Annotated in this window: 26 protein-coding genes; 8 read left to right on the forward strand and 18 right to left on the reverse strand. The window is 71.0% G+C overall.

What is annotated here, in order from left to right; translation table 11 throughout:
• Positions 1-30: 30 nt before the first annotated feature.
• The 7 genes from rarD to CIW48_RS33490 all read right to left on the reverse strand — a co-directional run bounded on the left by rarD (position 31) and on the right by CIW48_RS33490 (position 6,414).
• Positions 31-927, reverse strand: coding sequence for an EamA family transporter RarD (gene rarD, locus CIW48_RS25455; protein ID WP_149313244.1), 897 nt, complete (start codon positions 925-927; stop codon positions 31-33).
• Between the two features lie 396 nt (positions 928-1,323).
• Positions 1,324-1,926 carry a pyridoxamine 5'-phosphate oxidase family protein gene (locus tag CIW48_RS25460; protein ID WP_149313245.1) on the reverse strand — a complete coding sequence of 201 codons (603 nt, stop codon included), beginning with the start codon at positions 1,924-1,926 and terminating at the stop codon, positions 1,324-1,326.
• Complete coding sequence (locus CIW48_RS25465; protein ID WP_149313246.1) at positions 1,923-2,255, reverse strand: lipid-A-disaccharide synthase N-terminal domain-containing protein; 333 nt, start codon at positions 2,253-2,255, stop codon at positions 1,923-1,925. Before CIW48_RS25465 ends, CIW48_RS25460 begins: the two co-directional genes overlap by 4 nt.
• Positions 2,249-3,028 (reverse strand): glycosyltransferase family 2 protein, encoded by a 780-nt coding sequence (locus CIW48_RS25470; RefSeq protein ID WP_149313247.1) that lies wholly within the window; start codon positions 3,026-3,028, stop codon positions 2,249-2,251. The genes CIW48_RS25465 and CIW48_RS25470 overlap by 7 nt, the downstream gene beginning before the upstream one ends.
• On the reverse strand, positions 3,025-4,746 hold the full coding sequence (locus tag CIW48_RS25475) for a glycosyltransferase family 39 protein (RefSeq protein ID WP_149313248.1): 1,722 nt from the start codon (positions 4,744-4,746) through the stop codon (positions 3,025-3,027). Before CIW48_RS25475 ends, CIW48_RS25470 begins: the two co-directional genes overlap by 4 nt.
• Positions 4,747-4,941: 195 nt before the next feature.
• A complete protein-coding gene (gene metC, locus CIW48_RS25480; protein ID WP_149313249.1) occupies positions 4,942-6,132 on the reverse strand; it encodes a cystathionine beta-lyase in 1,191 nt (396 codons plus the stop codon).
• 108 nt (positions 6,133-6,240) lie between these two features.
• A complete protein-coding gene (locus CIW48_RS33490; protein WP_173009398.1) occupies positions 6,241-6,414 on the reverse strand; it encodes an Rmf/CrpP family protein in 174 nt (57 codons plus the stop codon).
• Positions 6,415-6,503: 89 nt separating this feature from the next.
• Here CIW48_RS33490 and CIW48_RS25485 point away from each other — a divergent pair, with 89 nt between their 5' ends.
• The gene (locus CIW48_RS25485) at positions 6,504-6,773 is read left to right on the forward strand and encodes a hypothetical protein (protein WP_091781945.1); all 270 of its coding nucleotides are present in this window, start codon (positions 6,504-6,506) and stop codon (positions 6,771-6,773) included.
• A 173-nt stretch (positions 6,774-6,946) separates the two neighbouring features.
• Here the strand turns inward: CIW48_RS25485 and ntrC are convergent, their stop codons facing one another.
• Genes ntrC through dusB form a run of 3 tightly spaced genes read right to left on the reverse strand, consistent with a single transcriptional unit; the run spans position 6,947 to position 10,625 of the window.
• Entirely contained in the window at positions 6,947-8,413 is a 1,467-nt protein-coding gene (gene ntrC / locus CIW48_RS25490) for a nitrogen regulation protein NR(I) (protein WP_091781942.1), read from the reverse strand.
• A 47-nt stretch (positions 8,414-8,460) separates the two neighbouring features.
• Entirely contained in the window at positions 8,461-9,603 is a 1,143-nt protein-coding gene (locus CIW48_RS25495) for an ATP-binding protein (protein WP_091781939.1), read from the reverse strand.
• Positions 9,600-10,625 (reverse strand): tRNA dihydrouridine synthase DusB, encoded by a 1,026-nt coding sequence (gene dusB, locus CIW48_RS25500; protein ID WP_149313250.1) that lies wholly within the window; start codon positions 10,623-10,625, stop codon positions 9,600-9,602. Before dusB ends, CIW48_RS25495 begins: the two co-directional genes overlap by 4 nt.
• A gap of 172 nt (positions 10,626-10,797) precedes the next feature.
• On the opposite strand from dusB, the gene CIW48_RS25505 reads away from it, so the two are divergent.
• Positions 10,798-12,129 carry a bifunctional 2-C-methyl-D-erythritol 4-phosphate cytidylyltransferase/2-C-methyl-D-erythritol 2,4-cyclodiphosphate synthase gene (locus CIW48_RS25505; RefSeq protein WP_149313251.1) on the forward strand — a complete coding sequence of 444 codons (1,332 nt, stop codon included), beginning with the start codon at positions 10,798-10,800 and terminating at the stop codon, positions 12,127-12,129.
• 135 nt (positions 12,130-12,264) lie between these two features.
• Here the strand turns inward: CIW48_RS25505 and CIW48_RS25510 are convergent, their stop codons facing one another.
• The gene (locus CIW48_RS25510; protein WP_149313252.1) at positions 12,265-12,663 is read right to left on the reverse strand and encodes an MAPEG family protein; all 399 of its coding nucleotides are present in this window, start codon (positions 12,661-12,663) and stop codon (positions 12,265-12,267) included.
• Between the two features lie 103 nt (positions 12,664-12,766).
• Between CIW48_RS25510 and CIW48_RS25515 the strand changes: the two genes are divergently transcribed.
• Both CIW48_RS25515 and CIW48_RS25520 read left to right on the forward strand, forming a co-directional pair.
• Complete coding sequence (locus CIW48_RS25515) at positions 12,767-13,264, forward strand: CinA family protein (protein ID WP_091781927.1); 498 nt, start codon at positions 12,767-12,769, stop codon at positions 13,262-13,264.
• Positions 13,265-13,287: 23 nt separating this feature from the next.
• Entirely contained in the window at positions 13,288-14,505 is a 1,218-nt protein-coding gene (locus CIW48_RS25520; protein ID WP_149313253.1) for an FAD-dependent oxidoreductase, read from the forward strand.
• Between the two features lie 251 nt (positions 14,506-14,756).
• Here CIW48_RS25520 and CIW48_RS25525 read toward each other — a convergent pair whose 3' ends face one another.
• The 7 genes from CIW48_RS25525 to CIW48_RS25555 form a co-directional block, all read right to left on the reverse strand.
• Positions 14,757-15,215 (reverse strand): type II toxin-antitoxin system RatA family toxin, encoded by a 459-nt coding sequence (locus tag CIW48_RS25525; RefSeq protein ID WP_091781921.1) that lies wholly within the window; start codon positions 15,213-15,215, stop codon positions 14,757-14,759.
• 15 nt (positions 15,216-15,230) lie between these two features.
• The gene (gene lipA / locus CIW48_RS25530) at positions 15,231-16,214 is read right to left on the reverse strand and encodes a lipoyl synthase (protein WP_091781918.1); all 984 of its coding nucleotides are present in this window, start codon (positions 16,212-16,214) and stop codon (positions 15,231-15,233) included.
• A gap of 135 nt (positions 16,215-16,349) precedes the next feature.
• On the reverse strand, positions 16,350-17,081 hold the full coding sequence (locus CIW48_RS25535) for an MIP/aquaporin family protein (protein ID WP_149313254.1): 732 nt from the start codon (positions 17,079-17,081) through the stop codon (positions 16,350-16,352).
• A gap of 289 nt (positions 17,082-17,370) precedes the next feature.
• Positions 17,371-18,876: a glycerol kinase GlpK gene (gene glpK, locus CIW48_RS25540; protein WP_149313255.1), complete on the reverse strand. Its 1,506-nt coding sequence runs from the start codon at positions 18,874-18,876 to the stop codon at positions 17,371-17,373.
• A gap of 55 nt (positions 18,877-18,931) precedes the next feature.
• The gene (gene glpD, locus CIW48_RS25545) at positions 18,932-20,476 is read right to left on the reverse strand and encodes a glycerol-3-phosphate dehydrogenase (RefSeq protein ID WP_149313256.1); all 1,545 of its coding nucleotides are present in this window, start codon (positions 20,474-20,476) and stop codon (positions 18,932-18,934) included.
• Positions 20,477-20,560: 84 nt separating this feature from the next.
• Positions 20,561-21,382 (reverse strand): DeoR family transcriptional regulator, encoded by an 822-nt coding sequence (locus CIW48_RS25550; RefSeq protein ID WP_149313257.1) that lies wholly within the window; start codon positions 21,380-21,382, stop codon positions 20,561-20,563.
• Between the two features lie 268 nt (positions 21,383-21,650).
• Positions 21,651-21,893, reverse strand: a complete 243-nt coding sequence (locus CIW48_RS25555; protein WP_091781907.1) for a hypothetical protein — start codon at positions 21,891-21,893, stop codon at positions 21,651-21,653.
• Positions 21,894-22,099: 206 nt separating this feature from the next.
• Between CIW48_RS25555 and CIW48_RS25560 the strand changes: the two genes are divergently transcribed.
• The 4 genes from CIW48_RS25560 to CIW48_RS25575 form a co-directional block, all read left to right on the forward strand.
• Positions 22,100-22,594: a chemotaxis protein CheW gene (locus CIW48_RS25560; protein ID WP_246695417.1), complete on the forward strand. Its 495-nt coding sequence runs from the start codon at positions 22,100-22,102 to the stop codon at positions 22,592-22,594.
• Positions 22,595-22,601: 7 nt separating this feature from the next.
• Entirely contained in the window at positions 22,602-24,149 is a 1,548-nt protein-coding gene (locus CIW48_RS25565; protein ID WP_149313259.1) for a protein-glutamate O-methyltransferase CheR, read from the forward strand.
• A complete protein-coding gene (locus CIW48_RS25570) occupies positions 24,149-24,733 on the forward strand; it encodes a chemotaxis protein CheW (RefSeq protein WP_149313260.1) in 585 nt (194 codons plus the stop codon). Before CIW48_RS25565 ends, CIW48_RS25570 begins: the two co-directional genes overlap by 1 nt.
• Before the next feature lie 36 nt (positions 24,734-24,769).
• Positions 24,770-25,702, forward strand: a 933-nt coding sequence (locus CIW48_RS25575; protein ID WP_149313261.1) for a methyl-accepting chemotaxis protein, incomplete at its 3' end; no start/stop codon positions are given.

Below are 25,702 nucleotides of genomic sequence, written 5' to 3' on the forward strand. Positions count from 1 at the left end.
ACCCGCCCCACGGCGGTTTCCCCGTATTCCTTATACACGCATCGTGTCTGGATCCGACCGCGGAGACATGGGCGCCGGCGGCCGTCGAAATCGTAGGGCGTCGATCGTGTAGAGTGCGAGCGCCACCCAGATCAGCCCGAGCATCAGCGCCCTGTGGGGCTCGACGCGCTCGCCGTAGACGAGGACGCTCAGGATGAGCAGGCAGGTCGGCGCCACGTATTGCAACAGGCCGAGGGTGGTGAGCCGCAGCCGCATTGCGGCGGCGGCGAACCAGATCAGCGGCAACGCGGTGGTCAGGCCGGTGAGCATCAGCAAGGCGCGATCCGCCGGTGCGGATGGCAGGAACGGCTCGGGCGAGAGGATGAGCCAGACGATCGCGGCCGGCAGGAGCAGGAGGGTCTCGGCCAGGAAGCCGACCAGCGCATCGACGCCGACGATCTTCCGGGCGAGCCCGTAGAGCGCGAAGCTCACCGCCAGCGACAGCGACATCAGGGGCAGTTCCCCGGCCCAGACCACCGCGACGGCGACGCCCGCCGCCGCGATGCCGATCGCGATGGCTTGGCCCAGCCGCAGCCGCTCGCCGAGCACCACGCGCCCGAAGGCGACGCTCACCAGGGGGTTGATGTAGTAGCCGAGACTTGCGTCGAGAAGGTGCCCGCTGCTGACCGCGTAGAGGTAGAGCAGCCAGTTCACGCCGATCATCGCCGCCGAGAGCAGCAGAAGCGCGTGGCGTTTGCGCAGCGGAAGCGGCAGGTTCAGGCGGTGGCGCGCCGCGAGGATCAGCGCCAGCGCACCGGCGAACAGACTCGACCAGACGATCCGCTCGGCCAGGATGTGGTACGGGGTGTAGGCCCCGAGCATCCGGAAATGGACCGGAACCAGGAGGCCCCAGCTCAGATAGGCGGCGAGCGCGTAGACGAGGCCCACGGCGTCCTCCCGTTCGACCCGGATGGGCGGCCGGGTCCGCGGGCTTTATCGCGATGGGGCGAATCCTGTCAGGGGGAACGGCGCAGGGCTGCCATCCCCGAGCCGTCCCATCGCTCGTCAAGCCACCCAAAGCGTGGCGAGAATGCTCCTGAGCTCGCCGCCGAGTTCCTCGGATTGGCGTGCCAGGGCGGCAGCGGCGGCCCGAACCTCCCGGGCGGCCGATCCGGCCTCCACGGCCGCTGCCGCCATGCCGGTCATGTTGGCCGTCGCCTTACGGCCGCGTCATTGAGACCTACGTGTCTCTGATCGTCGACTGGCTGCCCGACTCGGGGGAGATGCTGATGCCCGACCCGAACGGCGGATACAAATGCTCAGGTCCGCAGGCGTGCTGCCCCATCAGGGGGCGACCCAGCCGCCGACCCAGAGGTCCCCCGTCCAATGCCAGACCGCCCGGCGATGGCCGCGTCGGTCGAGGTAGAGGAGATCCAGGAGTTGCGCATGCACAACCACGGCGGCGAAATGCGGCCGGCCCAGAATTGCCGCCGCGGTCTCGTCCGGCAGGCTGTAGGCGCCCCCGGTCGGCAGAGCAGTGCCGGGATCGGGCTCGGTCCCGTAGCAGACCCGGCTCATCGCCCGAGACCCCGCCCACGCTGCGTCGGCCACGGCGTCGTCGGTGTGCAGCCTGGCGTAGCCCTCGACGCGGATCTGGACCTTCGCGCCCGCGTCGTAGGCGGCAAGGGCGCAGGCAGGATGGGCCAGGAGTTCGGCGGCCTTGTCGGAGCGTCGGTCGCAGTGGAACCGGAGGGTTCTCCCCGCCCGGTCGGCGGCGCGCAGGACGACGGTGCGCAGCCGCGGCCCACCAGCGGCGGCCAGTGTCGCGAGGGTCGGCAGATGAAACCCGCCCGGGCCCTGCGCGGCGCCGTCCGTCAACAGCCGCCACAATTCGGCGAAGGTAGCGTCCAAGTCGTCGTAGAAGGCCGGCAGCGGCGTGCGACTCATGCGGCACCCCGCTTCCGCCCTCGCTCGCGGAAGATCAGCGCAAGGTTGCGCAGGTAGATGCCGGTCGAGAGGCCCTGGCCGATGATGATCACTGGCTCGCGGCGCACGAACCCGTAGACCAGCGTCATGATCCCGCCAAGAATCGACAGAAACCAGAACGACAGCGGCATCACGCTCCGCCCCGCCCGCTCGCTGGCGATCCATTGCAGGATGAAGCGCGAGCCGAAGACCAGCTGGGCAACGATGCCGAACACCAGCCAGAAGTCGAGCCGAGTGACGAACACGTCATAGAAATAGGCTGGCAGATCGTGGGCGAGCTGGATCAGCATCCGACGTCCTGGTCTGCTCGCCGGCCGGCCGGTGGGCTGGTGGGATCGGCGATCTCCTTTGGTCGCGGATCCGCGCGCTTGCGTCGGATCAGCCACCAGACGCCGGCAAGATCGAGGAGCCCGACCCAGAGGCGGTCGAAAAGGCCGTAATTGGATATCCCCGTCAGCCGCGGCCGGTCGACGACGTCACGGTGGACCACGGAGAAGCCCTCTCGGGCCACCAGGGCTGGCATGAACCGGTGAAGGGCATCGAAATACGGCAGCTTGAGGTACACGGCGCGCCGGAAGACCTTCAGGCCGCAGCCGGTGTCGCGGGTGGCGTCGTTAAGGATCCGCCCGCGCACGCCATTGGCGATCCGGGACTGGAGCATCTTGAACGGGCCGTCCTTGCGGCCGCGCCGCTGACCCTGGGCCAGACCGGCGTCGGGCCCGGCCGCTTCCAGGGCATCCAGCAGGGCGGGGATGAAGGCCGGGTCGTTCTGGCCGTCGCCGTCGAGGGTCGCGATGATGGTGCCCCGGGCGGCCAGGACGCCGCTGCGCACCGCCGCCGACTGGCCGCCGCTCCGGGCGTGGCGCAGCACCCGCAGCCAGGACCGCCCCGCCCGGGCCGCCGCCAGGGCTGCCGGGGTGCCGTCGGTGGATCCGTCATCCACGTAGATCAACTCGAAGGCGCGGCCAGCGCAGGCGGCCTCGATCTCGGCCACCAGGGGCCCGATATTGCCGGCCTCGTTCTTCACCGGCACGACGATGCTGAGATGCGGGGCGGCGCTCACGGGGCCACCGCGTAGGCCGTCACGAAGACCCGGCGGCCGGTGTTGAGGTTGAAGCCTTCGACCTCCGCCAGGGGCGCGGGGGCTCCGCGGCCCACCGGCCAGGCCGCATTGAAATCGTCACGGTCCCGGGATTCGACGTAGAGCAGGCGGCAGCCGCCGGCCTCGAGAAAGGATCGGGCCGCGGCGCCGTCCGGCGGCAGGGCGAGATCAGTGCCGGTCAGGAACACGAGGCTCGGTTCGCGGTAGCCCAAGCTTGCCACCTCCGGGTTCGGGCAGGGCACCCGGTCGCGCAACGCCGCGAGCCGCGGCGAGACCTTCAGGGCCGGCAGCGAAAGCTGCGCCAAGCCCAGCACGGCCGGACCGAGCAGGCCGGAAGCCAGGATTCCCAGGACGAGGGCGCGCTCCGCGGATCCCTGCGCGAAGGCGAGCCAAGCCAGGATCGCGACCGCGCAGGCGGCAGCGAGCAGGGGCAGAGCCGGCCACGGGATCGAGTGGGCGTCGAGGCGCCAACCCGCGAGGCAGAGGCCGAGCGTCAGGGCCACGGGGATGGCTGGCACCAGCAGGGCCGTGAGGCGCGCCCCCCGCAGGCTCGGGTGCAGGGCCCCCCGGGACAGCGCCAGGCTGGTCAGGATCGCGAGCCACGGCATCAGCGGCAGCACGTAATGGGGCAGCTTGGTGGGCACTGCCTCGAAGATCACCCACGCCGGCAGCACCGCGGCGATGAGAAAGGTCAGGGCGGGCTCCCGCCGCGCCCGCCACGCGAAGGGCAGGCTCATGGCGGTGAAGGCCGCCGCCGGCCAGAAGGTCGCGAAGAATACGAGAGCGTAGGCCCCGGGCGGTCCCCAGTGCCGCTCCGCCGCGCCGCCGACCTTGCCGAGCATGTCGTGCCCGACCGCCTCGGCGTAGAAGGCGCCGCCGCTCTTCCAGGCGATCGCCACGAACCAGGGCGCTATCAGCAGAAGCGTGAGGGCGAGGCCTCTCCACGGCCGGAGGGGCAGCAGCCAGCGGGCGGACCGCCCTACGAGCGACAGGCCGAAAGCCGGCAGGGCGACGAAGAGCGGCACCATCGGCCCTTTCACCAGGATCCCGAGCGCCATCCCGAGCCAGAAGGCCGCGAAGGTCGTGCCGGGGGCAGGTCTGCCGTCCCGTGGGGCCAGCCAAGTGCGGGCGAGCGCGGCGAGGCTCGCGGTGGTGCAGGCGGCGAGCAGCGCGTCGGTCTTGGCGAGGTGTGCCTCAGCCGTGAGCATCAGGCAGGCGCCGTAAAGGGCGGCAGCCAGCAGCGCGGACCGGCGGGGCAGGAAGGCGAGCGCCGCCCAGTAGGCGAGCAGCACCGAGGCGATGGCACCGATAAGCGACGGGATGCGGTACAGGGCGATCTGGGTACGCGCCTCGGGAACGCCCAGCGCCTCGCCGGCCGCCACCGCGGCGGCCTGCGCCCAGTAGATCCCCACCGGCTTCTTGTGTCGCGCCTCGCCCTGGAAGCGGATATCCACGAGATCGCCACTCTCCAGCATCTGCTTTGAGGCCTGGGCGAAGCGCGGCTCGTCCCGATCCATCGGCTGCAGCGATATCTGGCCCGGCAGGAACAGGATCAGACCGAGGGCCAGCAGGGCGGCGACGGTCCGGGCATGGGTGAGGCTCAGCGCGTCGAGCCCGCGGCCGATCCGGTCGACTGTGGCGAGGCGCTGGGCACCGCCGGCGGAGAGGCTCGTGGTCATGCCGGGCCGGTCAATCAGGAACGCGGCGGAAGGTCAAATGCGGGCGGCGTGCCGGTGCCGAATTCGCGGGACTGCGTGCTGGTCCCGTCAGCGAGCCTCGTGCTTACCCTTGTGGCCCGGCTGCATGTCACGACACCAGCCTGCTCGGGCCTTCGGAGCCCCGGCGCCTTGGATCAGGCGGCGCCGGGTTGGCCCTCACCCAGCGGCTCGCAGGCGCGCGAAGCCGGCATCGAGGTCGGCCTTGAGGTCGGCCGTGTCTTCGAGCCCGATGTGGAAGCGCAAGGCCGGTCCGCCGGGCGCCCACTGGGTCGCTGTCCGGTAGCCGGCGCAGTCAAACGGGATCACGAGGCTCTCGAACCCACCCCAGGAGAAGCCCATCCCGAAGAGCTGCAACCCGTCCAGCATGGCGGCCACCGCCGCCTCGGGCGCCGGTTTGAGGATCACGCCGAACAGGCCGGAGGCGCCGGCGAAGTCGCGCTTCCAGATCGCGTGGCCAGGATCTTCGGGCAGGCCGGGATGGAGGACTCGCCGCACCTCGGGCCGTGCCTGGAACCATCGAGCCATCTCCAACCCGGCGCGACCGTGCTCGCGCAGCCGCAGGTTCATGGTGCGCAGGCCACGGAGCGCCAGGAAGATGTCCTCGGCGCCCGCACACATGGCGAAATGATCGAAGGTGCGGCGCACCGCCGGGTAATACCTGGCGTTGGCGGAGGTCAGACCGATCAGCAGGTCCGAGCCGCCGCTCAGGTACTTAGTGCCGGCCTCCACCGCGATGTCGACCCCGCGCTCGTGCGGCGGAAAAAGCAGCGGCGTCGCCCAAGTGTTGTCCATGATCACGCAGGCGTCGTTCGCATGCGCGACCTCGGCGATGGCCGGAATGTCCTGCATCTCGAAGCTCTGCGAGCCGGGAGCCTCCACCAGCACGGCCCGGGTGTTCGGGCGTATCAGCTCTGCGATACCAGCCCCGATGATCGGGTCGTAATAGGTGACCTCGACGCCGTAGCGCGCCAGCACGCCGTCGCAGAACTGGCGGGTTGGCCGGTAGGCGGAATCGGTGACGAGGAGGTGGTCGCCCGCCGAGACCGCGGCCATCAGCGCGACGGTGAGCGCCGCGAGGCCGGAGGGCGTCACGACAGTGCCGGCAGCGCCGGCGAGTTCCGTCCACGCCTCCGTCAGCGCATCCATAGTGGGCGTCGCCGAGGTGCCGTAATTGTAGCGCCCGCGCCGGTTCTTGATCGCGTCGTAGGTCGGGTAGAGGACCGTGGAGCCGCGGTAGATCGGCGTGTTCACGAAGCCGTGCTGCTCGCCCGGATCGCGGCCCGCATGGACGAGGCGCGTCGAAGGCGCGAATGTCTGCTTGGCGTCGGGCGAAGGCTTCAGGGACATCGAGACTCGGTGATCGTGTTGCGTTGCACCGCACGAAGCGCGCCACGCCCGGCCAGGTCAAGCCGGACGCGAAGTTCCGCAGCCTTCGAACAATGTGTTGTGCGCGTTCTACGGCTTCTCGGGCGGATCTGAGACGACCGCCTCTTCATAGGCCTCCATCCAGGCGGCGCGCTCCTTGGAGCCCTCCGGGTAGGGGCATTCGCTCACCAGTTTCCCGTAGAGCCGAGCGTTGCGCCCCTGAATGAACGGGCTGTCGCTCGCGGTGGCCTGAACGTTGGTCAATATCGCCTCCCGAAGACTTGAGGGTGGGGCTTCGTTAACGGCCGCGCCGTAAATCTGTTGCCGTCTCAAGTCGCGTCCCAGGTCGTTGCGTGCGTATCCTGCGTTCACTCCTCGGCGCCGTCCTCGTCCTCGTTTCGACGGCGACCGTCGCCCTCGTCAGCGCCGATCGGCTCGCGCATCTCGCGCCGGCTCCGGTGGTCCGCGCCGCCCAGGCCGAGCCGTCCGCGACGGGATCGATCCCTGCACCGGTCAAGTCCGCGCCCGCGCCAAAGACGGCCGCGCCCAGCATTCCGAATGGGTTCGACACCGAGCGGCTCCACGCGCTGATGCGCGGCGACCCGATCCTGCCGGGCCGCTGAGCGCCGGCGGGACCGCAGCTACCTCAACCTCATCCTGTGCGCCGGAGCGCGGCGGACGTCTCGACGGCGTGTGCGGAAAAGGCGCGGTTGCTGAGGCCTCCATCGAGGCTCGCTGCGCCCGCACCTCGGGATGCGGGTACGGGCGGGTCGAAACCGACCACCCGTACCCGGTCCTACCGTGCTGTCCGGAACACTTGCAGATCGAGGTCGCGCACCTTCTTGCGCAGGGTGTTGCGATTGACCCCGAGCAGCTCCGCCGCGCGGATCTGGTTGCCACGGGTGGCTGCCAGCGCCGCACCAATCAGCGGACCTTCGATTTCCCGCAGGATCCGGTGATAGAGGCCGGGGGGCGGCAGCGTGTCCCGGTAGCCCGAGAAATAGTCCGAGAGGTGCCGTTCCACCGCGCTCGACAGGCTCTCCGATTCTCCGCCGGCCTTGCGAGCCGCGCCGTTGGAGTTCGGTGTGACGGGAGCGGCCAGCGGAAGCGTGTCCAGTTCGGCCTCAATCACCGGGCCGGTGATCGTCTCCTGCGGGTAGAGGGCGGCGAGCCGCCGGACGAGATTCTCGAGCTCGCGAACGTTGCCGGGCCAGCGGTAGCGCTTCAGTCGCTCCATGGCGTCGCCGTCGAGGGTCTTCCGGGTTAGACCCTCGCGCTCGACGAGCACGAAGAAGTGGCGGACGAGGTCCGGCACGTCCTCGGAGCGCTCGCGCAGGGCCGGTAGCCGCAGCGGCACGACGTTGAGGCGGAAGAACAGATCCTCGCGGAAGATGCCCTGCTGAATCGAGACCCGTAGGTCCTTGTTTGTTGCCGCGATGATCCGGACGTTGGTGCGGATCGGGACGCGGCCGCCCACCGTCGTGTACTCGCCCTGCTGGAGCACGCGCAGCAGCCGGGTCTGCGCTTCCATGGGCATGTCGCCGATCTCGTCGAGGAACAGCGTGCCGCCCTCGGCCTGCTCGAACCGGCCGGCGGAGCGCTGGAGAGCGCCCGTGAAGGCGCCCTTCTCGTGGCCGAACAGCTCAGACTCGATCAGGTCGCGCGGGATCGCCGCCATGTTGACCGGCACGAACGGGCCGGTGCGGCGGCGGCCGTAATCGTGCAGCGCCCGGGCCACCAGCTCCTTGCCGGTGCCGGACTCGCCGGTGATCATCACGGTGAGGTCGGTGGGCATCAGACGAGCAAGCGCCCGGTAGATCTCCTGCATGGCGGGCGAGCGCCCGACCAGCGGGATGTCCTCGTTCTCTGGCGGCGCCCCGGCGGGAGCGGCCCCGCGGGGACGGGAGAGGGCCCGGCCCACGATGGCGATCAGCTCCTTCAGGTCGAAGGGCTTGGGCAGGTACTCGTAGGCACCCCGCTCCGAGGCGCGGATCGCCGTCATGAAGGTGTTCTGCGCGCTCATGACGATGATCGGCAACTCAGGCCGCACCCGCTTGATGCGCGGCAGCAGGTCGAACACGTTCTCGTCGGGCATGACCACGTCGGTGATGACGAGGTCGCCCTCCCCCTGCGCGACCCAGCGCCAGAGGGTAGCGCAATTGCCCGTCGAGCGGACCTCATAGCCCGCCCGTGACAGCGCTTGGTTCAGCACCGTGCGGATTGCTGCGTCGTCGTCGGCGACGATGATGTGGCCGTTCGGCATGACTCTCTACTCAGACCTCCGACGGGGGCCGGATTTGGGGATCGACATCACGGATCGACCGCCGATTCGCGCCCATCCCGGGCGCTGGACATCGGCAGAAGGATGCGGAACGCCGTGCGGCGCGGGGCGGGATCGCATTCGACGATGCCGCCGTGGTCGCCGACGATCTTGGCCACCAATGCAAGACCGAGGCCGGAACCCTGCGCCTTGGTGGTGACGAACGGGTCGAACAGGTCGGGCAGCAGCTCGGCCGAGATACCCGGGCCGTTGTCGCGCACCGCCACCTCGATCGGCAGGCTGACCCGCTCGCGCGAGCCCGGAACCTGCAGGCGCAGGCCCGTGCGAAAGGCGGTCGACAGAGTGATCTCGCCCTCGACGGCGTCCGGGCCGATCGCCTCGGCGGCGTTCTTCACGAGGTTCAGGATCACCTGGATCAGCTGGTCGCGGTTGCCGAGGACCGGCGGCAGTGACGGGTCGTAGGTCTCGATGAAGCGGATATGCCGGGCGAAGCCCGACTGCGCCGAGCGCTTCACCTGATCGAGCACGCCGTGGACATTGACGGCGCCGCGATCCGAGGGACGCTCGTCGCCGAACAGCTCCATGCGCTCGACGATACGGACGATGCGATCCGACTCGTCGCAGATCAGACGGGTGAGCAGCCGGTCCTCCTCGGCGCCGGTGCTCTCAAGGAGCTGCGCGGCGCCGCGGATGCCGGCCAGCGGATTCTTGATCTCGTGGGCCAGCATGGCGCCCAAGGCCACCATGGAGCGCGCGGCGCCGCGGTGGGTGAGTTGGCGGTTCATCTTGTCGGCGATGGTGCGCTCTTGGAGCATCATCACCACCGCGTCGCCGTCGTCCCCGAGCGGTGTCGCGAACACGTCGACGCTGCGCTCCAGCCCGAGCCGGGGTTGGGTCAGCTCCACCCGGTACTCGCTGACGCTGGCGCGGCGGCGGCGCACCTCGGCCACCAGGGCGATGATCGGCGAGGCGAATGGGATGATGTCGCGCAGGCGGCGACGCTGCATGAGGCGCGCGGAATAGTCGAAGAACGCCTCGGCCGCATGGTTGCAGTGGAGGATCTGCTCGTCGCCGCCGATGGTCAGGACGGGCAGCGGCAGGGCGTTGAGCACGGCCTCGGCGGCCGTGTCGCGCCGGCCGCTGGATTCCTGGGGGATGGTTTCGTCGCTCACGCGGCCTCCTGGACCGGCTCTGCCGAGCCCGCGAAGGCTCGCGCCAGCAGGGATTGTGCGGTCTCCGGATCGGTGGTGGTGAGGAGCACCGACCGTTCGGCCGCATCCAGCGCTCCGCCGGTCTCGGCATAGGCGGCGAGGTGCTTGCGGGCGTGGCGAACGCCCATGTCGCGGCCGTAGAGCGACAGCAGCCCCGCGTAATGCTCTGCGGCCAGGGCGGCCTGCTCGGCCCGGGACGGCTCCGCGGCCGGCCGGCCCGCGAGCGCGGCGGCGACCTTCCCGACCAGCCAGGGGCGGCCGGTCGCGGCCCGGCCGATCATGACGCCCGCGGCGCCCGAGGCGTCCAGGCAGGCGCGGGCGCTGGCGAGATCGGTCACGTCGCCGTTGGCGAGCACCGGGATCGACACTGCCGCGACGACGTCGCGGATCGCCGCCCAGTCGGCGCGGCCCTTGTAGAATTGCTGCCGGGTCCGACCGTGGACCGTCACCGCGTTCAGGCCCAGCCGCTCGGCGCGGGCGGCGAGATCCGCTGCGTTGCGGTTCGCATCATCCCAGCCCAGACGCATCTTGACGGTGACCGGAATGGATACCGCATCCCGCACGGCCGCGAGCAGGCGCTCGGCCTGGTCGAGATCGCGCATCAGCGCCGAGCCCGACGCGATTCCCGTCACGATCTTGGCCGGGCAACCCATGTTGACGTCGATCACGTGGGCGCCCCCGGCTTCCGCCAGCCGGGCCGCCTCCGCCATCGGGCCGGTCTCGCAGCCGGCGAGCTGGACCACGTGCAGATCGACGCCGGTGCCCTCGGCGCGCAGCGCGGCCTCGCCGGATCCGCGGGTGAGTTCCCGTGCCGCCACCATCTCGGAGATCACCGCATCGGCGCCGCAGCGGCGGGCGATGCGGCGCATGTGCAGGTCGGTGACACCCGAAAGCGGGGCGAGCAGACAGAGCCGCGCCGGCCCTGCCGCTCCGTCCGTCGCACCGTCGCGGCGCAGCGCGCTCAAATAATGATCAGTCGTCATTCTGCACAACAATGAGGCAAAGGCGGTCCGCTGGCAAGCGGGACCGCGCGTTGATTTCGGACCCTCCCCCGCTTAAACGACGGGCACCCTCCGCGGCAGGGTTCCGGCGGCACGGCTGGCCCGTGCGCCCGCCGCCGCTCCGCTCCTCAGGTCATCACGAGATTCGTCGCCCATGCCCGCCACCGGCACGCCAGCCACCGGACCCGCCAGCGCGGGAGCCGGCGTCGCCGCGGTGGTGGTGGCGGCCGGCCGCGGCATCCGCATCGGCGGCGGCACACCCAAACAATACCGCCGGGTCGGCGGCCAGGCGGTCCTGACCCGCACCCTGGCGGCCCTCGCCGTCGACGACGCGATCGCGCGGATCCAGCCGGTGATCGCCGCCGATGCGGCGGAGTTCTTCCGGAGCTGCCTGGAGGAACTGGCCCCCGCGATCCGCGCCAAGATCACCGCGCCGGTGGAGGGCGGGGCGACGCGCCAGCTCTCCGTGCGCGCCGGGCTCGAGGCCCTGGCGGCCGACGCAGCGCCCGAGATCGTGCTGGTCCACGATGCGGCGCGGCCCTACGTGGATGCCGCGCTGATCGCCCGGGCGATCGCCGCGGGACGCGACCACGGTGCGGCCGTCCCGGGCGTGCCGGTGACCGACACGGTCAAGCGCGTCGTCGACATCGCGCCCGGCATCGGCCGGGTTGACGAGACCCCGCCCCGGGAGCATCTGCGCGCGGTGCAGACGCCCCAGGCCTTCGTGTTCGGCCCGCTGCTCGGCGCCCACCGGGACGCCGCCGCGCAGGGCCTCGACGGCTTCACCGATGACGGCGCGCTGGCCGAATGGGCGGGGCTGCCGGTGGTGGTGTTCGCGGGCGACATCGCCAATCGCAAGATCACCCAGCCCGCCGACCTGATCGAGGCGGACCGCGCCTTCGCGTCGGAGAGTTCAGAAACGCCAGCGCCGGGAGCCCGCGCCATGACCACCTACGTCACCCGCCTCGGCACCGGCTTCGACGTGCACGCCTTCACCACCGGCGACCATGTCTGGCTGGGCGGGGTGAAGATCCCCGCCGACCGGGGCGTGCTCGCCCATTCGGACGGCGACGTGGCGCTGCACGCCCTGACCGATGCTCTGCTGGGCGCCATCGCGGACGGCGATATCGGCACCCACTTCCCGCCCTCCGACGAACGCTGGCGCGGGGCGTCCTCCGATCAGTTCCTGGCCCATGCCTGCGGGCTGGTCCGTGCCCGCGGCGGCCGCATCGACCACCTCGACATCACCGTGCTGGCCGAGGCGCCGCGCATCGGGAACCATCGCGAGGAGATCCGGGCGCGGATCGCCGCCATCGCGGGCGTGCCGCTCTCGGCGGTCTCCATCAAGGCGACGACCACCGAGAAGCTCGGCTTCGTCGGCCGGGCCGAAGGACTCGCCGCCCAGGCGGCCGCGACGGTGCGGCTGCCCGAGGAGGATGGCCCCGCCCTCGACGCGCAGGCCGAGACCGCGATGCGGCAGGGCTGAGCCGTTTCGGGGCGAGCGCGGGCGGAACAGGACGCGACTGCCCCTCTCCCGTTGCAGGCTTGCTGATCAGCGCGGTTTCAGGACCGGGCGCGGGTCCCCTCCCCGTGCGGGAGAGGGGGCGCGTCGCGCTCCACCTCAGGCCACCCGCACCAGCAGCGCGATCGCCGCGACCGCCAGGGCCGCCATCGTCAGCAGGATGCCGCCGCCCCGGCAGGCGAACTGGCGCGGCGAGTTCGGGGCGGCGAACATCCCGATCGGGTGCAGGATCCGGGCGACCAGCAGGGCGATCAGCAGCGCCTGAACCAGCCCGTGACTGCCGCCGCTCGCCTCCAGCAGGCCGATCACGATCAGCGCCAGCGGCACGTATTCCGAGAAATTGGCGTGCGTGCGGACGCGCTTGAGCATCGCCTCGTCACCCCCGTCCCCGAACAGCACGTTGCCGGAGACGCGGCCCGCCACGACCCATCCCGAGAGGCCGAGATACAGCAGGGCGAGCAGCCCGGCATAGAAAGCCGTGGTCGCGGGGAAGATCATGGAAAGGGTGTCTCCGATCGGCGGCCGCCGGTCCTTGAGCCGGGCTCGACCTTGGGTCACAACATGAGATAGGGCGCCGCCGCCCGAGGAGAGCCCGTCCCCGATGGTCGACGACGCAGAGCTTCTCGCGCGCGCCGAGGCGCTGGTGGCGGCCTACACGGCGGCCGGGCGCACGATCGCCACGGCCGAATCCTGCACCGGGGGCCTCGTGGCCGGCCTGCTCACCGCGGTGCCGGGCTCCTCCGCGGTGGTGGAGCGTGGCTTCGTCACCTACTCGAACGCGGCCAAGGCCGAGGCGATCGGCGTGCCGATGGACCTGATCCGCCAGCACGGCGCCGTCAGCGAGCCGGTGGCGCGGGCGATGGCTGCCGGAGCGCTCACCGCATCGCGAGCCACCGTCGCGGTGGCGATCACCGGGATCGCCGGCCCGGGCGGTGGCAGCGCCGAGAAGCCGGTCGGGCTGGTGCATTTCGGGCTCGCCCGGCGGGACGGCGGCGCACGCCATCTGGAGAGGCGCTACGGCGATCTCGGGCGTGCGGGCATCCGCCGCGCCGCCGTCGCCGACGCGCTCGGCCTGCTGGAGGAAGCCCTCGGCGACTGATCACGGAACGGGGAGGACGGTCCATGGATACGGTGACGACTCGCCTCTGCATCGTCGGCGGCGGACCCGCCGGGATGATGGCGGGCCTGCTCTTCGCCCGCGCCGGGATCGACGTGACCGTGCTGGAGAAGCACGCCGATTTCCTGCGCGACTTCCGCGGGGACACGATCCATCCCTCGACCCTCGACCTGATGGACGAGCTGGGCTTCACCGAGCGCTTCCGCGCCCTCCCCCAGCGGCGCGTCGAGAATTTTTCGGGCGTCGTCAACGGACGCAGCTACCGGGTCGCCGATTTCAGCCGGTTGCCGACCCGCAACCGCTTCCTGTCCTTCATGCCGCAATGGGACTTTTTGGACTTCCTCGCCGGCGAGGCCGTGCGCTACCCGGCTTTCCGCCTGATCCGCCGGACCGAGGCGCAGGACCTGATCGAGACGGAGGGCGGCATCGCGGGCGTGCGCGCGGCGGGGCCGGGCGGCTCGGTGGAGATCCGGTCCGATCTGGTTCTCTGCGCGGATGGCCGTCACTCGCGGATGCGGGAGCGCGCCGGCTTCGCGCCCCGGGTCTTCGGTGCGCCGATCGACGTGCTGTGGTTCCGCCTGCCGCGCCGGGACGGGGATCCCGAGGCGGCGGCCGGGCGGTTCGGACCGGGGCGGATCCTGATCACCCTCGACCGGGGCGATGAATGGCAATGCGCCTACGTGGTGCCGAAGGGCGGCGACGCCGCGCTTCGCGCGCAGGGATTGCCCGCCTTCCGGACGCTGGTAGCGGAGATCGCGCCGTTCCTGGCCGACCGCACCGGGGCCATCGCCGATTGGGACGACGTCAAGCTCCTGACCGTCACGGTCGACCGGCTCGAGCGCTGGCACCGCCCGGGCCTGCTCTGCATCGGGGATGCCGCGCACGCGATGTCGCCGGTGGGCGGCGTCGGGATCAACCTCGCGATCCAGGACGCGGTGGCGGCCGCCAACCTCCTGACCGGGCCCCTGCGGGACGGCCGCCTCGTCGAGGCCGATCTCGCCCGGGTCCAGGCCCGGCGCATGTTTCCGGTGCGGGTGACGCAGGCGCTGCAGCGGATGATCCAGTCCCGCGTGATCGCCGCATCCCTCGCGGCCGATGCGCCGTTCCGGGCGCCGCTGGCCCTGCGTCTCCTCGATGCCCTGCCGCGGCTTCAGGTCCTGCCGGCGCGGATGATCGGGATGGGCGTGCGGCCCGAGCATGTGCGCGCGCCCCTGCGCGCCTGATAGCGTCCTTGCGAGCGGAGCAAAGCGATCCAGGAGCAGGTCCCGATCGCGGTGCGACGCAGGACACGAGGGAACTCCGCGCCCCGGCGATCCGACCAACGCCCCTCATCCCGAGATGCGCGCGGCCTCCGCTGCGCTGCGGCACCGCAGGATGCGGGCGCGTGTTGGACTGCCCGCTTCTTCGGAGGGCCCGGCATCGTCAGCGGGCCGCGTCCCCGGGGCGCCTCGCTACGCCGGCGATGACGAGGGCGCTACGCACCCACCCCGTACATCCGGTCCGCCCGCCCCTCGAAGGCGTCGGTGAACTTGCGGAAGGCGCGGTCGAACATCGTCCCCATGAGGAGTCCGAGCGTCCGGCTCTTGAACTCGTAGGTGATGAAGAAGTCGACGGTGCAGCCGCCGTTCGGCGCCTCCTTGAACAGCCAGCGATTCTCGAGGTGCCGGAACGGGCCGTCGATGTATTCGGCGACGATCTTGAGGTTCGCGGGATCGAGGCTGACCCGGGTGGTGAAGCGCTCGCGGATCGCCTTGTAGCCCACGCCCATCTCGGCGATCAGCACCTGCCCGCCCTCGGGCGTATCCTGCCGGCGGATCACGCGGAGGGATTCGCAGAGCGGCAGGAACTCGGGGTAGCGCTCCACGTCGGCGACGAGGTCGTACATCTGCTGCGGCGAATGCTTCACCGCGCGGGTGACCCGGAAGGACGGCATGGTGTTCGGATATCCTCAGGCCGAGAGCGCGGGCGACAGTTTTGCCAGACGGGCCGCCTGCAAACGCGCGAAATCCTCGCCCGCATGGTGCGACGAACGCGTCAGGGGCGTGGCCGAGACCAGCAGGAAGCCCTTGGCGTAGGCGGTGGTCTCGTAGGCCTTGAACTCGTCGGGGGGGACGAAGCGCACCACCTCGTGGTGCTTCTTCGAGGGTTGCAGGTACTGGCCGACGGTCAGGAAGTCGACGTCGGCCGAGCGCAGGTCATCCATGAGCTGGAGCACCTCGTTCCGCTCCTCGCCGAGGCCGACCATGATGCCGGACTTGGTGAAGATCCCCGGGTCCAGCTCCTTGACCCGCTGGAGCAGGCGCACAGAGTGGAAGTAGCGGGCGCCCGGCCGCACCGTGAGGTACTTGGCCGGCACGGTCTCGAGGTTGTGGTTGAACACGTCGGGCTTGGCGGCGACCACGACCTCCAGGGCGCCGTCCTTGCGCAGGAAGTCCGGCGTCAGGATCTCGACCGTGGTGCCGGGGCTCGCCCGCCGGATCGCCGCGATGGTGCGGGCGAAATGCTCGGCGCCGCCATCCTTCAGGTCGTCCCGGTCCACCGAGGTGATGACCACGTGGTGCAGGCCGAGCTTGGCCACCGAATCGCCGATCTTCTCGGGCTCCGCCGCGTCGAGGGCCTCCGGCAGGCCGGTGCGCACGTTGCAGAAGGCGCAGGCCCGCGTGCAGGTGTCGCCCATGATCATGAAGGTGGCGTGCCGCTTCTCCCAGCACTCGCCGATATTGGGGCAGCCGGCCTCCTCGCAGACCGTGACCAGCCCGTGCTCGCGCACGATCTTCTGGGTCTCGGTCCAGGCCTTCGAGCCGGGTGCCTTCACGCGGATCCAGTCCGGCTTCTTGGCCTGGACCGGCTGATCGGGCCGGTGCGCCTTCTCGGGGTGACGCAGGCGCGCGGCGCGCGGATCGTTCTTCAGGATGTCGAGGACGACGGCCATGGGTCGAGGGCTGCCACACCGCGGGGAAGCGCCTGGGGCGCGTCGGGATCGCCCTGACTTAAGGCTCAAGGCCGCGCGCCGCAAACCGCCGCGACGCCGGGCCGCCCCGCGGCGGTTGAGGGTGTGGGCGTTCCGTCAGATCCCCAGCGCCCGGACGAACAGCCCGGCCAGCACCGCCCCGACAAGGGGCGCGGCGACCGGGATCAGCGCGTAGCCCCAGTCGGAGGAGCCCTTGCCGGCGATCGGCAGCACCGCGTGGGCGATGCGTGGCCCGAGGTCGCGGGCCGGGTTGATGGCGTAGCCGGTGGTGCCGCCGAGCGACAGGCCGATGCCCCAGACCAGCATGCCGACCATGTAGGGCGCCACGCCCCGCGGGATCGCCCCGGCCGAGCCCAGCGTGGTGGTCACGAGGGCGGAGATGGTCAGGATCAGGAAGAAGGTCGCGATGATCTCGGAGATCCAGTTGGCTTTCGCGTCGCGGATCGCCGGGCCGGTGCAGAAGCAGGCGAGCTTCAGGCCGGTATCCTGGGTCGCGCCCCAATGCGGCAGGTAATGGAGCCAGACGAGGACGGCGCCCACGAAGGCGCCGAGCATCTGGGCCGGAATGTAGGTGGCGAGCTTGCTGAAATCGCCGGAGCTGACGGCGCCCGCCACGGTGACCGCGGGGTTGATATGGGCGTCGGCGCTGCCGGTGGCGTTGGCGACGAAGACGCCGGCGAGGACCGCGAAGGCCCACCCCGCCGTGATGGCGATCCAGCCGGCATTCTCGCCCTTGGAATGCTTGAGCAGGGCGCCCGCGACGACGCCGTCGCCGAGCACGATCAAGGTCATCGTACCCAGGAATTCGCCCAGGAATGGTGATGTCATCGTCTTGTCTCCCCCGTTCGCTGCTTTTTGTAAGAGGCCAAAGCTTGTGCGAGCGTGTGATCGCCGAAGGCGGTCACCGTTATCTGCGCAGATCCTCTTCGCCGCCCTCATCCTGAGGTGCCGAAGCGAAGCGTAGGCCGCGAAGGAGAGCTCCAGGGATCGCGCGGCTGGCGGGATCCCTCCTTCGAGGCGGCTCCGCCGCACCTCGGGATGAGGGCGCGGGCGGGATGGAGGTGGTCACGAGGCCGTCGGGCCGCACGCCGTGCACACGGGCCCGAGGGCGGTGCGGTCAATCCTCGTCGGTCTTCCAGTCGAACGAGCGCTGCACCGCCCGGCTCCAGGCGGCGGCGATCGTCTCGCGCCGGCCGGCATCCATCTTCGGCGTCCAGCGCTTGTCGACGCCCCAGTTGCGCTTGAGGTCGTCGAGCCCCTTCCAGTAGCCGACCGCGAGACCGGCCGCGTAGGCGGCGCCGAGCGCCGTGGTCTCGGCCACCTTCGGGCGCACCACCGGAACGTCGAGCATGTCGGCCTGGAACTGCATCAGCGTGTTGTTGGCGACCATGCCGCCGTCGGCGCGCAGTTCCTTGACCGGGATGCCGGAATCCTTCGCCATCGCGTCCAGCACCTCGTGGGTCTGGAAGGCGGTCGCCTCCAGCACCGAGCGGGCGATGTGGCCGCGGTTGACGTAGCGGGTGAGGCCGATGATCAGGCCGCGGGCGCCCTCGTTCCAGTGCGGCGCGTAGAGGCCCGAGAAGGCCGGAACGAAGTAGACGCCGCCATTGTCCTCGACCGTCGTGGCGAGCGTCTCGACCTCGGCGGAATCCTTGATCATGTGCAGGTTGTCGCGCAGCCATTGCACCAGGGCGCCCGTGATGGCGATGGACCCTTCGAGCGCGTAGGCCGGCTTCTGGCCGTCGAGGCGGTAGGCCAGCGTCGTGACGAGACCGGCCTTCGACGGAACCGGCTCCTCGCCGGTGTTCATCAGGGCGAAGCAGCCGGTGCCGTAGGTGTTCTTGGCCTCGCCCGGCGCGAAGCAGGTCTGGCCGAACAGGGCCGCCTGCTGGTCGCCCAGGATGCCGGCGATCGGCACGCCGGCGAACGGCGCCTTGGTCTCGCCGTAGACCTCGCTCGACGAGACGATCTTTGGCAGCATCGCCTTCGGGATGCCGAAGGTCTTCAGCATGCCGTCGTCCCATTCGAGGGTCTTGAGCGACATGAGCTGCGTGCGGCTCGCGTTGGTCACGTCGGTGACGTGCAGGCCGCCTTCGGTGCCGCCGGTCAGGTTCCAGACCAGCCACGTGTCGATGTTGCCGAACAGCACGTCGCCGGCCTCGGCCTTCGCGCGGGCGCCGGGCACGTGATCGAGGAGCCAGCGGAGCTTGAGGCCGGAGAAGTAGCTCGCCAGGGGCAGGCCGGTGAGGTCGCGGAACCGGTCGCGGCCGCCGTCGCGGGCGAATTCGGCGACCAGCCGGTCGTTGCGGGTGTCCTGCCAGACCAGGGCGTTGTGGAGCGGCTGGCCGGTCTTCCGGTCCCAGATCAGCGTCGTCTCGCGCTGGTTGGTGATGCCGATGGCCGCGAGATCGGAGGGCTGGAGCCCGCCCTTCTCCAGCGCCTCGCGCATCACGCCCTGCGTCTTCGTCCAGATCTCCGTGGCGTCATGCTCGACATGGCCGGGGGCCGGGTAGATCTGCGCGTGCTCGGCCTGGGCCAGCGCGATGACGCTGCCCTCCCGGTCGAACACGATGAAGCGGCTGCTGGTGGTGCCCTGGTCGATGGCCCCGACGTAACGGCTCATCGTTCCCTCCCCTGTTATGCCCGACCGGTCTGCCGCCGGATCGAGGCCGAGATGATCAGGCGGCCTCGGCCTTGCGGTCGAGGTAGGCGGCGAGGCGCGCCGCGCTCTCCGCGCCAGTGCGCAGGCCGAGCTTGGAGCGGCGCCACAGGATGTCGTCGGCGGAGACCGCCCATTCCTCGGTGCGCAGGTAATCGACCTCGGCCGCCGTCAGCCCGCCGTCGAAGGCCTCGCCGAGATCCGCCATCGAGCGGGCCGTCCCGACGATGTCGCGCGCCCGGGTGCCGTAGGCGCGGGCGAGGCGGCGGGCGGTCTCGTCGGGCAGGAACGGCTTCTCGGCCTTCAGCTTGGCGAGGAACTGGTCGAAATCGGCGTCCTTCATGGCGCCGCCGGGCAGGACCGCATCGCCGGTCCAGGCCTTCTTGAGCGCCGGGAAATACGGCTTCAGCTTCTCCAGCGCGTGCTCGGCGAGCCGCCGGTAGGTCGTGATCTTGCCGCCGAAGACCGACAGCACCGCCGCCTTCCCGCCCCGGTCCTCGACGTCGAGGACGTAGTCGCGGGTCACGGCGGACGCGTTCTCGGCCGCATCATCGTAGAGCGGGCGCACGCCCGAATAGCTCCAGACCACGTCGGCCGGGGTGATCCTGGTGTCGAACGAGCGGTTGATGCAGCCGCAGAGATAGTCGGTCTCCGCCTCGGAGATCGAGACCGGGCCGGGCTCGCCGTCATAGGGCACGTCGGTGGTGCCGATCAGCGTGAAGTCGCGCTCGTAGGGGATCGCGAAGATGATGCGCTTGTCGGGCTGCTGCAGGATGTAGGCCTGGTCGCCCGCGAACAGGCGCTTGACGACGATGTGGCTGCCCTTGATGAGGCGCACCGCCGCGCGGCTGTTGATGCCGAGCGTCCCGCCGAGCGTCTCGCTGACCCAGGGGCCGGCGGCGTTGACCACGGCCTTGGCGCGGATCGTCCGCTCGGCGCCGCCGCGCTCGTCGCGCAGGGTTGCGACCCAATGTTCGTCGTCCCCCGCGCCCATACGCCGGGCCGAGACCACGCCGGTGCGGGTCAGCACCGTCGCGCCGCGCTCGCGGGCATCCATGGCGTTGAGCACGACGAGGCGGCTGTCCTCGACCCAGCAATCCGAATAGACGAAGCCACGCGTCAGGCGCTTCTGCAGCGGTTCTCCGAAGGCGGAACGGCGCAGGTCGACGCCGTGCGAGCCTGGCAGCGTCCGCAGCCGCGCGAGATGGTCGTAGAGGAACAGGCCGAGCCGCAGCATCCAGGCCGGGCGCAGGCCCTCGTCGTGGGGCAGGACGAAGCGCAGCGGCCAGATCACGTGCGGTGCGAGCCGCAGCAGACGCTCACGCTCCGCAAGCGCCTCCCGCACGAGCCGGAACTCGTAATATTCGAGGTAGCGCAGGCCGCCGTGGATCAGCTTCGTCGAGGACGAGGAGGTGAAGCCGGCCAGATCCCCGCGCTCGGCCAGCAGGACCGACAGACCCCGGCCGGCCGCATCCCGGGCGATCCCCGTGCCGTTGATGCCGCCGCCGATGATCAGGAGATCGTAGGCGTCGGACGGCTCGCGCTGGCGCGTTGCTGCCGCCATGGTTCCTCCTCTCCCGCCCTCGCGGCGGGTTGGAGATATATTGAGCCTCCCGGAAATTTTCGCAAGCGAAAAAGGGAATGTTCGTTACGGTTCGTCCGCGTTGTCGGCGACCGCGAGGGTGACGCCCTGGCGCTCCATCAGCGCGACGATCTCCGACGGCGGCATCCGATCCGTGAAGAACGTGTCGACCTGCTCCAGGCGCCCGACCTGGACCATCGGGCGGCGGGTGAACTTGGTGTGATCGGCCACCAGGAAGGTCTTCCGGGCATGGGCCAGGATGGTCTGCGTCGCCCGCACCTCCTCGTAATCGTAGTCGAGGAGCGCCCCGTCGGCGTCGATGCCGCTGATGCCGATCACCGCCATGTCGACGCGGAACTGGCTGAGCGTGTCGCAGGTGAGCTGGCCCAGCACCGCGCCGTCACGGTTGCGCACGGTGCCGCCGGCCACGACGATCCGGAACTCGGTGGTCTCGGCCAGCGAAAGGGCGACGTTGAGATTGTTGGTGATGATGCTGAGATCGTCGTGGTGGGCGAGTTCCCGGGCGACGGCCTCGGGCGTGGTGCCGATATTGATGAAGACCGAGCAATGCGACGGGATGCGGCTCGCCGCGAGGCGGCCGATCCGGGTCTTCTCCGGCAGCAGGGTCACCCGGCGATCGGCATAGTCGATGTTCTCGACGCTGGACGGCAGGCCGCCGCCGCCGCGGTATCGCTCAAGCCGGCCCTCGGCGCTCAATTCGTTGAGATCCCGCCGGATCGTCTGCACGGTGACGCCGAACTGCGCCGCCAGAGCCTCGATCGTGACGAAGCCGCGCTGGCGCACGCAGGCCACGATGGCGCTGCGCCGCCCCTCGACACCGGTCGCCTCGACCCTGTCCTCGGATCTCCGGTCGAGCGGTCGTGACATCGATAGGCCCTCGCATGTCCCCAGGCCGCCGCGCCGCTGGACGCGTGACCGGCCGATATTCGTTTGCGAACATTCTTCGGCGGCGGCAGCGTTCGCACAAGCTTGAACTGCGGCTCGCCGGTCCGCAACGGCCGATCGTCATGCATTATGCTTCCGGTCGGCGGGGCGGGCGTTTGCCTGTGAGCAGGCACAAAAAAGGCCTGTCGCGGATGCGACAGGCCGAGCCACCCGGGCGATGCCGCCTGCGGCGCGCCCCGGTGCTCTCCGCTCACATGTGGTGGCGCATCCGGCGGTGATGCTTCATGCGCTTGTGCTTCATGCGCTTGCGCATCATCGGGCGCGCGGCCGGCGCAGCACCCTGCTCCATCGCGGCGGCCTCGTTGGCGCGCTCCAGGCCGCCGCGGGGGCCACCGGCCTGCGAGCCAGAGGCATTGTAGGGCGAGTTGCCCTGGGCGTAGGCGGAGCCCGCGAGGAGCGTCAGCGACGCGGCGGCCAACAGTAGTTTCCTCATCGTCAATCCCTGGCATAAACCGGCGCAGGCAAAGCGTCGCGCGTCGTCAGGCGCGTTGCCGCTGCGTCGGAAAATAAGCGGCTCAGACGAGACTTGGTTCCGCATCATCGCGCGTTTGCGGCGCACAATTGCCGGCAGCGTTAACTGGGCCTATGTCGCCACCGTCCCGGCCCGGCCGCGACCGAGCAACAGGGGAGCAGGTGGCGGTGGCCAGCAGCGGTTCGGCCTATCTCCTGCTCGATGTCGCCGGCACGACCTGCGCCCTGCCCCGCGGCGCGGTCGCCGAGATCCTGCCGCTCCCGGATCTCCACACGCCGCCCGCGGCCGGCGGCTGGCTCACCGGCTTCCTCAATCTCGGCGGCGCACCGGTTCCGGTGATCGACCTGGCGGCCCTGCTCGGCCTGCACCCGGCGGTTCCGGCGCCCGGCGTCTACGCCCACCTCGTGCTGATGCAGGGCGAGGCCGTCGCCTACCTCGTCGACCGCGTAGCCGATCTCATGACCGTCCCGGAGAGCGCGATCCGGCCGGCCGAGGAGGCCGGTACGCTCAACGGCTGCGTCGCCGCGGAACTGGTCCTCGACGAGCGCCTGGTCCACGCATTGGCGCCGGAGCGCCTCCTGACTGCGCAGGAACGGAGCCGCGTCGACGCCCTGGCGCGGGCCGCCGCCGAACGTCTCGCCGCGCTGCCGCACTCCGCCTGACCGCGCGATGGCCCGTCCGGGTATTCCCCGTCCCGATCTGGGTGCCGATCCCGCCTACGCGCCCCTCAAGGCGCGGATCATCGCGCGCACCGGCCACCATTACTACATCGACAAGGACGAGTTGCTGATCGAGCGGCTGCACCGCCGCATCCGGGCCGCTGCGGTGGCCGATTGTGCCGCCTACGCGACCCTGCTGTCGAGCGGGGCGGAGGGCGAGGCGGAATGGGCCCGGCTCGAGGCCGAGATCACCGTCGGTGAGACTTTCTTCTTCCGTTATGCCGAGCAGTTCAAGGCGCTGCGTGAGGCCATCCTGCCGGCGCTGATCGCGGCCCGGGCGGCCGAGCGCGTCCTGCGGATCTGGAGCGCCGGCTGCTCCACCGGGGCCGAACCCTATTCCCTGGCGATCCTGGTGCGCGAACTGCTCGGCGACGCCCTGCCCGACTGGCGGGTCACGATCCTCGGCACCGACATCAGCGTCGAGGCGCTGGCCACCGCCCGCGCCGCCGAGTACGGCCGCTGGGCCCTGCGCACGATGCCGCCGGAGGAAAGGCTGCGCTACTTCACCCGGTTGCCGGCCACCCCGGGTATCCGGCGCGAGGGCGGCTACGCCCTGCGGCCGGAATTTCGCGGACCGGTCCGGTTCGAGCGCGGCAACCTGCTGACCCTGGCCGAACCGGGGACGCCGCAGGGCGAGCCGTTCGATCTGATCCTCTGCCGGAACGTGCTGATCTATTTCGATGCCCGGACGGTGGCCGCCGTGGTGCGGGGTCTCGGCCGCAGGCTGCGGCCGGACGGCTGGCTGCTGCTCGGCCACGCCGAGCCGAGTCCCGCCTTCGCGAGCTTCCTCGACGCCGTCAGCATGCCCGGCACCGTGGCCTATCGCCCCCGCTCCGAGGCGCCGCCGGTCGCCCTGGGCGCCGGGCCGGCGCCGGATTCCGCCCGTCCGGCACGACCGGGGAAGGAGCCGCGCGCGCAGGAGCCCGGCCGGGGTGCGGCCGAGTCCGGTGCCGGCGCAGGGGCCGGTGCCGGACGGCCCGACGCCGCGGCCGATCGTGTTCCGAGCCGGGGCGCCGCCTCCGCGGCCGCGACGGGTCCCGCCGAGCCTGAGGGACCGGATGCTGCGGATCCAGCCGCGGACGAGGCGGGCGGGCTCGACCGGATCCGCGCCCTCGCCGATTCCGGGGAGACCGGCGCGGCCTGGCGGGCGCTGCGGGTCGCCCTCGACCGGGACCCGACCGACACGGCCCTGCGCTTCTACGAGGGTCTGCTGGCCCGCACCCTCGGCCGCGATGCCGAGGCCGAGCGGGCGCTCCGGGCCGCGCTCTACCTCGACCGCGGTTTCGTGATGGCCCATTACCATCTCGGCCTGCTGCTGATCGCGCTGCAACGCCCGCACGAGGCGGTCCGCGCCCTCGACAACGCCGTCGCCTTCAGCCAAGCCCTCGGGCCGGATACGGCGCTGCCCGAGGGCGACGGCGCCTCCGCCGGCGAGATTGCGGCCAGCGCGGCCGCGGCCCGTGCCGCGCTCGGCGGCGCCGGCAGCAGGAGGTCCTGATGGGGGCACGCCCGATTGCACAGGAGGGCCCTCCCCGGACGCGGACGGAGCGGGATCTGCGCGCCGAGCGCGCGGCCGCCCTCGCCCGGCGCGGCGCCGTTGCGCTGGCCGCCGATTCGGGGATCGATCACCTCGTCTGCGCCTGCGGCAGCGAGCGCTACGGCATCCCGCTGGCGGCCGTTGCGCAAGTCCTGCCGTCGCGCCCCTGCACGCCGATGCCCGGCGCGGTGCCGGCGCTGGACGGCCTCATCGCCCTGTCGGGCCGGATCGTCGGCGTGCTCAGCCTTGCCCGGGCCCTCGGTCGGCCTGACCCCGGATCGGACGGGGAGACGGCTTCGGGTCATCTGATCGTCCTGCGCGGCACGCAGCCGCAACCGCTTGCCCTGTCGGTGGAAAGGGTGCTGGGCATCGCCCGTGCGGCCGCGTCCGGCGCGGCCGCGTCGGATGTGGCGGATCCCGATGGCTTGGGCAACGCGGCCGCCTCGGTCTATGCCCCGGCCTCCGACGCCGGTTCGGCCGGCGACGGCCGCCCCGATTTCGTCGTCATCGACCTCCCCCGCCTCCTGCGCCGCGCCCTGCCCTGATCGGGCCGCCTGCCCCAACCGGAGCCCTCCCCGCCCGTGTCGCTCTCGATCGGAAGACGCATCCTCCTCGGCTTCTTCGCCATCACGGTGGTGGTGGTGGCGCTCGGCCTCTACGCCCTCGAGCAGATCGGCGCGGTGCGCGACACGACCGATGCGATCGTCCGGCGGGACATGACGATCTTGCGCCAGCTCGACGATCTCGGGAACGAGGCGCGCGATCTCGGGCTCCTGCGCCGCAGCGCCGTGATCGCGATGCTGCTGCAGGCGCAGGGACGCCCGGCCGGGACCGAGGATCTGCTGGCGACCTGGCGCCAGACGGCGGCTCAGGTGGAGAACCGGCTCGCCACCACGGTCCAGCTCGCGACCGAGTACCGGACCCGGTCGGCCTCCCTCGAGCGCGTGGCGTCCTGGGACCGCATCGCGGCGGCGGCGAATGCGGTCCAGGGGGCCTTCCGCGAGGTCAAGGCCCTGGGCGAGGCGCAATTCGCGGCCATCGCCCGGCAGGACGTCGCGGCGGTCGAGGCCCGTAACGTGGAGATCACCCGCCTGCAGGCGCCTTTCCTCGAAGGGATCAAGAACCTGCGGTCTCAGCTCGACGGCGGCATGGCTCTGGGCCAGCGCGCCGCGCAGGAGGTCTATGAGCGCTCGCGCCTCTCGATCTACCTGACCCTGGCCGCCTCGGTGCTGCTGGCGATCCTGATCACCTGGCTGATCAGCCGCGCCGTGGTGCGCCCCCTCGAGACGGTCATGGCCTTCGTGGCCCGCGTCGGCGCGGGCGACCTGTCCGGCCAGCTGGCGGCGGGCGGACGCGACGAGATCGGCCGTCTGGGTGGGACGCTGAACGCGATGGTTGCGGGCCTGTCGGATCTGGCGCGGACCAACCGTGCGGCCACGGCGGACCTGAACGCGGCGGCGGCCGAGATCCGCGCCTCGGCGCAGGAGCAGGCGGCCTCGGTCGAGCAGCAATTC

Source organism: Methylobacterium sp. P1-11, from assembly GCF_008329595.1.
In the GTDB taxonomy this organism is placed as follows: domain Bacteria; phylum Pseudomonadota; class Alphaproteobacteria; order Rhizobiales; family Beijerinckiaceae; genus Methylobacterium.